This is a genomic window from Candidatus Melainabacteria bacterium RIFOXYA2_FULL_32_9 (assembly GCA_001784615.1).
In the GTDB taxonomy this organism is placed as follows: domain Bacteria; phylum Cyanobacteriota; class Vampirovibrionia; order Gastranaerophilales; family UBA9579; genus UBA9579.
This window is the reverse complement of the sequence record MFRQ01000131.1, coordinates 1-11288: the sequence shown is the minus strand read 5'-3', so window position 1 is coordinate 11288 and position 11288 is coordinate 1. Positions and strand designations below refer to the sequence as shown.

The 11288-nt window shown below is 31.3% G+C and carries 6 protein-coding genes; 2 read left to right on the top strand and 4 right to left on the bottom strand.

What is annotated here, in order from left to right; all coding sequences use genetic code 11:
• The first annotated feature begins 84 nt into the window (after positions 1-84).
• Complete coding sequence (locus tag A2255_03545) at positions 85-1953, top strand: hypothetical protein (protein ID OGI18006.1); 1869 nt, start codon at positions 85-87, stop codon at positions 1951-1953.
• Positions 1954-2211: 258 nt separating this feature from the next.
• On the opposite strand, the gene A2255_03540 is transcribed toward A2255_03545, so the two are convergent.
• Complete coding sequence (locus A2255_03540) at positions 2212-3678, bottom strand: hypothetical protein (protein ID OGI18005.1); 1467 nt, start codon at positions 3676-3678, stop codon at positions 2212-2214.
• 300 nt (positions 3679-3978) lie between these two features.
• Here A2255_03540 and A2255_03535 point away from each other — a divergent pair, with 300 nt between their 5' ends.
• Positions 3979-4308, top strand: a complete 330-nt coding sequence (locus A2255_03535; GenBank protein OGI18004.1) for a hypothetical protein — start codon at positions 3979-3981, stop codon at positions 4306-4308.
• Positions 4309-4717: 409 nt separating this feature from the next.
• Here A2255_03535 and A2255_03530 read toward each other — a convergent pair whose 3' ends face one another.
• From A2255_03530 to A2255_03520, 3 genes are all read right to left on the bottom strand, one after another.
• Positions 4718-6757: a hypothetical protein gene (locus A2255_03530; protein ID OGI18003.1), complete on the bottom strand. Its 2040-nt coding sequence runs from the start codon at positions 6755-6757 to the stop codon at positions 4718-4720.
• A 247-nt stretch (positions 6758-7004) separates the two neighbouring features.
• A complete protein-coding gene (locus A2255_03525) occupies positions 7005-7958 on the bottom strand; it encodes a hypothetical protein (protein ID OGI18002.1) in 954 nt (317 codons plus the stop codon).
• A gap of 286 nt (positions 7959-8244) precedes the next feature.
• The coding region (locus A2255_03520) for a hypothetical protein (GenBank protein ID OGI18001.1) at positions 8245-11288 on the bottom strand (3044 nt) is incomplete at its 5' end.

The window sequence follows — 11288 nt, the reverse complement described above, 5'->3', positions numbered from 1 at the left end:
GACAGGCCATAATTCTTACTGGAGGTACTGCCTTTTATGCTATACTAGCTTATTATAGATAATATAATTTAGTGGGTAGGATATATGTCAGTTGTAGATTTATTAAATACAGCAATTCAGCATCACCAAAGTGGTAACATTCAGGAAGCTGAAGGTATATATAAGGAAGTATTAAACTTTGATTCCAATAATTTAGATGCATTATATTTATTAGGTGTTGTGTCTCATCAAAAGGGTTATCTTGATGATGCTCTTGTTTTCCTTAATAAAGCTGTTAATATAAAGCCTATGTTTGAGTTATACAAATTATTAGGTGATGTATATCTGGCAAAAAATGAAATTAATCAGGCAATTTTAGCATATCAAAAGTCTGTAGAATTTGATCCTGAATTTGTAGAAGGATTTTATAACTTAGGACTCTTGTATCATAGCCAAAATAACCTTGAAGAAGCAGTTAAATACTATAAAAAAACATTAGAACTAAAACCCGATGCTGCTGATATTTATAATAATTTGGGATCGATTTTTTATAAAAAAAATCAGGTAGCTGATGCGATAGAAAACTATTTAAAAGCTTTATATTTTGAACCTGATAATTCTAATGCTTATTTTAACCTTGGAAATTTATATAGGAAGGTCAATAAGCAGAATGATGCCATAGAATATTTTCAAAAAGGTTTAGAATTAAGTCCTAATGATGCTGAGGCGCATTATTGTCTTGGAATAAGTTATTTATTGAACAAAGAATGTGATAAAGCTTTAAATTTTCTAAATAAATCTTTAGATTTGGGATACCGTCCTGATGAAGTTTATTTGAATATAGCTAATACATACTTTGAAAAAGATGATTATGACCTGGCTGAACAGTATTATAATAAAGCTTTAAGTATAAACCCGAATTATGCTGTAATATACAACAATCTTGGAATTATGTATAAGTTTAAAAACGAATTAGATAAAGCTATAGAGTATTACAAGATAGCAGTAGAAAAGGATCCTGACGATTTACAAACAAGATATAATTTGGCTCGTGCCTATATTACTCTTCAAAATTTTGACGAAGGCTGGAAATATTTCGGTTGTAGAGATGAAATGTACGAGAGTTCAAAAAAAGGCTCTGAATCTCTTCTAAAAAAAGACTGGAAAGATGACATCAAAGGAAAAACTATATTTGTAAATCAGTCTGGCGGATTTGGTGATGCAATATTGTTTTCAAGGTATTTACCTTTATTGCAGGAAAAAGGAGCACGAGTAGTAACAAAATTACAAGATGTTATAAGGGATTTATTAGTTAGTAACGATATAAAAGCTGAAGTTTTTGATTATTCCGTTCCAGATAGTGAGATTCAATATGATGCAAGAATTTGTAACCTGTGTTTGCCCTGTTATTTTAAATCTAATCTGGAAACAATACCAAATAAACAGGCTTATTTGAAAGCAGATGCTGATAAAGTGAAGATATATAAAGAGAAATTCTTTGATAATAACTACTTTAAAGTTGGTATAGTCTGGAATACAGGAACAAAAAGTGATAAAGAAGGAGATAATCGCACCGCAAGTCTTAAATATTTCCTTAAACTAGCTAGAATTAATAATGTAAAGCTATATTCACTTCAAAAAGGTAACAGTGTAGAAGAATTAAATGATTTATCTCAAGATATAGAAATAATAAACCTTGGAGAAACATTCAAAGATTTTTCAGATACAGCAGCTGCAATAGAAAATCTTGATTTAGTTATTGGGGTTGATACTGCAGTTACCAATTTATCAGGTGCGCTTGGTAAATCTACCTGGATGTTATTGCCTTTTATTCCTGAGTGGAGATGGCTTTTAGATGCAGAGTATGCTCCCTGGTATGAAAGTGTTAAATTATTTAGACAAAAAGCCCCTGGAAGTTGGCAGGAACTTTTGGATAGAGTCTATAATGAGTTAAAAACAGGGATTAAGCATTAAATCGTCAAAAGAATCATTATTATAGGGTTTATTGAACGATTGTGTCGCCAAATTTTTTAAATTCGTTCTAATAAGGTAAAAGCGAAAGCCTTGCAGGGCAAGCTTGGCTTGGCCGAAAAGGCTGTAGACTAGATATGATAAAAAGCTTGCTACAAAATACGATACTATTGCCAGGACTCACCCTTCGGGTCTGGTAAAAAATTTGGCTATTTATATCGCTAATAACTGAGCCTAAGAAATGGTTTTAAAGCTACAATTTTAATTTATTTTTTGTACTTCCTGCTGGGTATTTTTTTCAACATGAGGCAGGTTTTTAATTTTTTCTATGTCTAAATCCACACTCTTGTTTTTGTTTTTCCAGTATAGATAAATAGGAATACCTGTTGCTACTAAGATAAATCCTGGCCAGGTAGTTTCAGGTCTGTAAATTAGCAGGTTTATTATTACATATAAAGCAAGAATACAGTATGTAATTGGAAGGTATGGATAGCCTACAGCTTTATATGGTCGTGGTATATCTGGATATTTTTTTCTTGCAATGAACAGGCCACCAATGGTTATTATATAAAACAATAATGCGGTGCATATTGCATATTCCAGGAGTGCAGAATAAGAGCCGCTCATTACTAAGATTAAGGCCCAGGCGCCTTGTAAATATAATGAATTTTCAGGAACTTTTGATTTTTCTCCTAGTATAGCTAGTTTCTTAAAGAAAAGACCATCTTTTGCCATTGCATAATATACTCTTGCGCCTGCTAGAATTAAGCCGTTTAAACAACCGAAAGCTGATATAAGAATAATTATAGCAATTATAGATTGACCAGTATCGCCAAATATAGTCTGCATAAGAGTGGCACCAACTATGTCTTCTGCTGATGTTTGAATTTTTGCAAGAGGTAAGACTGACAAATAAATTAAATTAGTAAGCAGGTAAAGAGATATAACTAATCCTGTTCCTAAAAACAAAGAAAGAGGCAAGTTTCTCTCAGGTCTTTTTATTTCTCCCGCAATAAAAGTTACGTTATTCCAGCAGTCAGATGCAAAAATTGCCCCTACCATTGCTACAGCAACAGCTGCAAATGGACTTATCTGTATGTCTGGTGCAGTTAAAGCCGTAGCAAAGTTGGTATTTATAACTTCAGGCTTTAATCCAAAAATAACACCACAAAGAACAATTCCTAAAAGTGCCAGAATTTTTGCTACAGTGAATATATTTTGTGTGAAAGAGGCATCTTTTACTCCTCTGGCGTTTATACCTGTAATAACTACAAGTATAATTACTGCTACTAATTGTTGGGTGCTAATAGAAAAGCCTAAAAAGCTTATTAACTTATATGAAGAGCTGACAATAGGGAATAAAATGCCTAAAAATTTAGCGAAAGCTATAGCTACTGCTGCAATTGTGCCAGTTTGAATTACAAGGAATAAACTCCATCCATAGACAAATCCGGTTAATTCCCCCCAAACTTTTTTAATGTAAACGTATTGTCCTCCAGCATCAGGCCAGCTCGCAGCATATTCTCCATAGCATAAAGCGCCTATAATACTCATAATTCCTGCTAATAGCCAGACAAGCAGTAATAAGCTTGAGGATTGAACATCTCTTGCAATTTGTGCAGATACAATAAATATCCCTGAACCGATCATTGCACCCGCAACTATAGAAGTGGCATCAAATAAATTTAGAGTTCTTATGAAATTTTTCTGGTTATTTTCTGAGCTCATATGATTTTTTCCTGTTTTAAAATGATTTACATAACTAAATTAAAAATTCTCAAAAATTGTATAGATTTGATAAAGGCCTTCGGCCTTTATCTACCTTAGGGTGGAAGGGGTGGGTTTTTGAGAATTTTGGCTAAAAATAATTAGCATTCAAGTATTCAATAATTTAAAATTAAAACATAAAAAAAATTGCTCTTTAAAGAAAATTTCCTATTTTCAAGATTACAAGAACAAATATAATTGCTTTGTTGGAATAATCTTTTTATAATGCTCTTATTAGATAAAATAAATTAGGAATTGTTTATGATTAGCTGGAGTATGAATTCAATATTTTTCTTAATTGCCCGTATTGTTGCAGCAGTAATGTTATTTTGGGCTTTAGAAATTCATCCTGATTCTTATTATATGTTCTTACGATGGATAGTATTTATAGTTGCAGTATTTACGGCATTTAAGTTTTTTAAACTTGACAAATCTATGTGGATTAAGGTTTTAGGATGCATTATTTTTGCAGGTATTGCTGTATTATTCAATCCAATTGCTCATATCCACCTAACACGTACTATATGGTCAAATGCTGATATGGTAACGGCTGTACTTTTTCTTGTTTCTATTATTATAATTCGCAAATAAATCTAGCGCAGTGAGCAAAATAAGTCTAAAGCAAGTGATTATTTCAGTGTATAGATCGACAAATAAGGACATAATAAAAAATTCTTACGTATTTTTTATTACTCGATTAATGACTGGTTACAGGAAGCAGGCTGTAAAAATCCTTAAGGATTTTTTCCGCTGTCCTTAATATGCTATAATTTCCCGAACCGTCATCCTTGTGACACAGTCACTTTTCCAAGTCATCAATCATTCCAATAATACACACTGTCATCCTGAGAAGCGACGTGAGGATCTTGCCGGTTTTAAGTAATTGCTTTTAAATGTAAAACGGATAGATTGCCACGGGCTAAAGCCCTCGCAATGACAGTAATGGCTGATGGTATTAAATATTAGCAAGACGACAAAAACATTGGTAAAATTTAATGTTTTACTTGCCTATTACAACTAAATCGCCTTTAACCTTAACATCATTTCCTATAAATTCTTTAAATGACTTTTTACTATCTTTATTAGGATCAGGTGAAGGCAGATAAATAGTAGCCCCTTTTTCGTTTAGTTCTACATTTTCTTTGGTTTTCTTAACTAAATCAGATGGTAAATTGTTAAACTTTTTAGTTCCCGCCATATCTTTCATAGTCTGAATAGCTGCAGGTATGGTACCAACATCAGCCCAATCACCATCACCTACATATGCAATCATTTTTAATCTTTGCCCGTCTTCACCTTTAATAGTATCAATTACTTGATTTAGAGGCTCAATTGCTTCTTTAATGCCTTTATTTACTCGCTCATCTGAAAAATCTGTTTTCTCATTATCATTTTTACTTAGACCAAGTTTTGTCAGATAGTTTTTATATATTTTTTCATAATCAAAACTGCCTTTAATTAAGTTTCCAGCTTTATCTTGATTGAATTTCTGTTCAGAAGACAGTTCATCAGGGGTAATTATTTGTTTGTCATGCAAAGTTCTGATTATGAGCTTTTTCAATGGATGGTTATCATCCTGTGATTTAATAACATTTTTAAACTTATCAGAATCAATAGCACCATTTTTATCTAAAATATCTGAATTACATAGCACTTGTAGTGTTGGTAAAACGTGCTTCCCAAAGTCATATTCTTTACCTTTTGAGCCTTGAGACTCACCATCTCTTAATTTAGGCTCTAATTCAATATTGGATACTTTAACAATTGGTTCTAAAGAGACTAATGCATCAATAAGTTTAGGCTTTAAAGCATATATAGCAACATTTGCCAGATATTCTGAAGAACCTTCTATCTTACCTTCCTTAGCTAACTCAGGATTCTTAGGTTTCTCAATAAAACTTGTTATTGCACTATCTTTATCTGTTCCAATTATTCCAAAATCTTTAATTTGATCCTCTGGAACTTTATTCCCAATTACCATTATTCCTGCGTTTTTACTATCCTCGAATTTCTTTATTGCAGGAGCGAGTTTAATATCATGAATAGAATCACCAGGAACTATAAGTGCATTTTTATCTGTTGAAATAACTTTATTTCTTATTCCTTCAATAACACCACCAGCGGTTCCAACAGCAGAATCTTTTTCACAAACGCTATTCACATCATTTAAATTGTTAGGCAAACGAAGCCCTGCTTGCACAACAGGTATAAGTGAGAACGCAAGTAATGGTAGTCCTGCGGGAGTCGGAATAGCAGGTTTATTACTGCCAGGAGGGGTTATGCTTGCTGCTCTTGTGCCAAAACCACCTACAGTTGGGATAATATTCCAACTTGCAGCAATTTGTGGCGTTAGGACATCGTCTTTTGTTTTATTAAGTGAAGTATCACTTGTATATTTTTCAATTTCCTTTAAGGATTTATCAAGAGCCTTTAAAGATGCATCAGGCATAAATGCTAAAACAGGAAATAATTTAGGAGATGAGTTATTTCCCGTAAAAGAAATTGATGAAGAAGGATTATCATATCTTTTAATGCTTAATCCCGGAGCTTCTATTAACTCTAATGTATTTGGTAAAACTGCTTTAAATTCTGATGTATTTAATTTTGTGATTAAACCATCTTTACCCTCTGTAACTTCTAATTCAAAAGGCTTATTTAGTCTATTATCTTGTTTTACTTCCAAAAAAGGCTTACCTGCCTTTTTTATTTGAGCAATTGTATTAGTATTTGTTTTATTTATATTAATATCAAGCTTAATATCGGGAATTGTATATAATCCGGATTTAAGTGCAAGAAGGTTGTTAATACCCTTTTGTTCGCCATTCTCCTGACTTGGTTCTATCAAAAGTTCTGACGGAATAGAAGTTGTAATACTTTTAAATGATATATTACTTAACGCTAATGCTTTTAAAGCCTGTGAACCCTTAAAATCAACCTCTTTACCCTGTGAGGTTTGAGTTTTTTCCATTTGCACACACGAATTATTCTTCTGTCTCCCTGACACCGGATTTACAAGAACACTCTGTATTCCTAAGTTCATAAAATCCTCTCTCATTTTTTAGCTCATAAATTAGATCACATGCATATAAAACTCATAAAAGAAAAGATTTTCATTATTTTCTAAAAACTTTTACAAATTTTCATAAAAATAATCCTAGAACTATTTTACTAATTTAGCAATTTGGGTTAATTTATCTGGTAATGGCAAGAATTTTACTGATGACAGTCTCGCTTTTATCAGTCAATATTTGAACATTACCATTTATCTTTAATATAAAAATTTATTTTTAATTAGTTGATTTAATATGCGATTTTTTTATCTCTTCGGCTTCAGAAATCACTTTACCTAAAGAGACAGATAAGCTTTCTTTAAACCCAAGGGCCTTTTCTAAGTGAAAAATAGCATCTTCAAATTCATTTAAAGACTTATATACTTGAGCAATATCATAATGAATATCACCATTATCAGGCTTTTGAAGAATAACAGCTTCAAGATAATTTAAAGCTAAAATATAATCTTTTTTAATTATCATAATATTTGCCAGGGTTTTTAGTGCATCAATGTCTTTAGGATTAATATCTATAGTCTTTTTTAAATTATTAATTGCTTCATCAATCTTACCCTGCTCATATTGTATACAGGCAATATTGTAATAAGCCCAGCTATAATTAGAATTAAGCTGAATAACTTTTCCATACTCATCTAAAGCTTTTTGAATCTGACCTGTTTTACTGTATTGAGTTCCCAGATGAAAATGAGCATAAATATCGTTAGGATTCAGCCTAATAGCTATCTCAAAGTGCTTTATAGCTTCAACAGAATTATCCTGCTTTGCATACAGATAAGCTAAGTTAAAATGAGCATTTTCATCTTCATAATTAAGCTCTATAGTTTTTAAATATTCTATTATAGCTTCACTAATTTGATTTTTTTGATCCAAAAGAAAGGCTAAATTATAATGAAAATCAGGATCGTTTGGTGATATTCCTATGGCTTTTCTATAAGATTCTTCTGCAAGGTCTAGTTGCTCTAATTTTTCGTACACTACGCCAATATTAAAATGCATTACAGGATCATTAGAGAAAATACCCATTAGATATTTATACTGCTCTAAAGCTTTATCAGGGAAATTATTCTCTAAAAGATTATCTGCATATAATCTTCTGAATTTAAGGTTCGAAGGATCTTCCTTAATTTGTCTTCCAAGGTCTTCTAATTCTACTGACATATTTTCTGTCATAAATAAACCTATAATTACTTCTATTCCAGCTTATAAAAGTAAAAACCTTATTAAGGACAGCGGAAAAAATAAATAAGTATTTTGATAAAAAATACTTTTTTATTTTTGTAGCCTGCTTCTTATAATCAGGTATCAAACGAGCAATAAAAATTCTTACGTATTTTTTATTGCGTCCTTAATAATGTCGCCCAAACCGCACAAAAACTAAGCAGTTAATTCATAATTTTAAATATACTCTTTATTTTAAGATTTTAGCAGATAAAGAGACTTACAACAACAGTTTTTATTAAGCTTTAGCAATAGGCAACATAAAATAGAAGGTCGAACCTTTTCCTATTTCTGACTCAAACCAGATTTTACCATCATGCATTTCAACAATTTGTTTTGCTATATATAAACCAAGCCCTGTACCAATTTTTCTCTTAATTGCTGGATATTTTTCAAAAATATGAGGTCTTTCAGGTTCAGGAATTCCCCTACCATTATCACTAACTGCTATTTGAACATAATCATTAGTTTTTTTAGATTCAATATTAATTTTTACACCCGCAGGATTATGTTTAATTGCATTGTTTATTAGGTTTACTAGTACACGATTAATCTCGTTTTTATCCACTTTTACCTCAGGATTATCTATAATATTTATAGAAATTTCAGCACCTTCATCCTGAGCCATTGGCAGCACAGATTTAACAGCACTATCAATTAAATCCTTTATTTTAACCTCTTCAAAATTTAACTCAAATCTTCCAGATTCATAATGGTAAACAGCTAACAAATTATTTACTATTCTTAAGAGCTCATTATTAGTCTTGTAAATATCTTCAATAAACTCAGAATACTCTCTTAAAAGAGTTTCTGGCTTTCTAGATAACATAAACTCGAGGGCTTTTTGTTCTGCAATAATAGGACTTCTTAAATCATGTGTCAAAGTAGCTATGAAATTAGTTCTAAGTTGTTCTATTTCTTTTCTACTTTCGATCTCAAAATATACAGAAGATATTGTATCAATAATAAGCTTAAGACTTACAATTTCATAAGACATCCATTTTCTTGGAGCAGAAGAACATAACATTATTAATCCTACAATCGCTGCTACATTATTTTCTTTCTCTTTACTAGCTAAACTGGTTTTAAAAATTGGATATAATAAGAAAGCTTGAATATTTTTATTTTTTATAGAATTTCTTAAATGGATATCTTCTATATCTTCATCGACATTATTGATAATAATTGCCCTGTCAAAAACACCGGGTAAAATTTCCTTGATATTTCCATAATATAGAACTATTTGATCCTTTATAGATCCAAGCTCTTCAGACTTAATGACTTCATTAGCAGCGAATAAATTATGATTTTTATCATAATGCAGATGTATTGCCCTATCTACATTGTATATATTCATTAGCTCTTCCAATATATAATTAAATATCTGATTATGATCATCTAACTCTCTCATTCTCATTATTAATTTTCTTAAATTCCTTTCAGTATCAAGAGCCATTTTTAACTTACTATTTAATTCGAAAATATGCATACCTATAGATATTTGCTGAACGATTGGAATTAGTAAATCTAATTCATCTTGTTTCCAAACACGTTGGGATTCTGTATTTACCAAGGCAATTTCAGCTAATGGAGTTTCACCATAAATAATAGGGACAATTGCACATGATTTAATATTTAAGTCTTTAAATGTCTGTCTGACTGCAACAGGATATTCAGGATTATCAACATCATTAATAATAAAAGGCTTACCTTCGATAAAGATTTTTTGTGCTATAAAATCATCCACTTCTTTTTGTGTAAATAGCTTACCTTTAGCAGAAGGAATATTCTCATTTCTTCTTGACTCTCCAATAATATCAGCAAACAATTTTTGCTCTTCATCATAAGGTCTCACTGTAACTCTATCCACATCAAAGAGTTTAATAACTTCTTTTGTTATACAATATGCTGCTTCTTCCAGAGTTTCAGCTTTTAAGATTTCAGCAATTATCGATCTTAATAATCTTTCTCTCTTACTTATTTCCTGAATCTGATTATATAACTTGGCCTGATAAATTACTATAGCTGATTGATTTGCTATATCGGTCAAAAGGTCTATATCATCCTTAGTAAAATGCTTATAATCTCTAGTATAGTGAATCGTCAATACTCCTAAAGGTATTTCCCTATAGAATATAGGGATGCCGATATGTGATTTTAAATTATATCTACTATGCAAGTCTTTTGTCGCTTGTGGAAAATCAATTTCAGTTACATTGTCAACAGCTACAGGTTGCCTTTGTTCAAAAATTATTTTTAAAAAAGGAGCTAGCTCCACATCAGTTAATTTTAGCCCGGTCACATCCTTAACATCTAGAGAAGACAAATATACTGCTTCAGATTTAATTGGCAAAAATTCCTGAGTCTTTTCATCATATTCTATGAAAAAACACCTGTCAGCTTGAAATAATTTTCCTGTCTCGACAACTATAGTTTTAAGTACTTCATTAATATCCAGAGAACTTATAGTGGTTAGTACTATATTCCTTAACAACTTTTCTCTGGTTATTGTCGTATCGAGCCTGTGAGCCATTAAGTTTAGAGCTGCATTTAATTTCCCAATTTCATCATTGGATTTAGCTGAAAACTCTACATCAAAATCTCCTTTAGCTATTTTTTCCACATTTTCTACAGTGTTATTAAGTCTGTCAGATATTAAACGAGCAATATACAAACCTAGAATCAGAGAAATTATTATAGAAAAAAACAGTATTGTTAAGAGTATTATTCTAGCCTGCCTAAACTCTACAGTGTTTTGCTGGTGAATATTCAAAGCTAATTGTTGATTATAGCTAATCAAGTTTCTTAAACTTTCTGCAAAATTGTTAAAAGGCTCTCGATTAGTCCGAAAGTAACTTGCAGCATCCTGAATTCTACCCACAACCACTAAACTAGTAGTTCTGTTTACTACATTACTAACGTTTTCAAACCTGTTTATTAATGTAGCTAAACTTTCTCTCTCAAATGAGGTTAAATCAGTTTTCTGATATTTTAATATTTGATTACTAAGCTCTAAATTTCGCCGTCTGAGATCTGTTATTGATAAACTTCTTGTATACTGATTGTCTGCTGTTAGCAAGTCATTTAATTCAGCTTCAATTGCACGGTTTTGAACACGAGCTTCGTATAAAAGCTGAATTTTTTGCATATTATTATCAAATAAGTCTGCTATATCTCTGGATGCCGCTTTATTATAGAAATAACCCACGAAGCCAATTAAAGCCATAAATAAAGTCAGAACAACAATAAGGAAAATAATTTTTTGGGCTATTTTAAAATCAT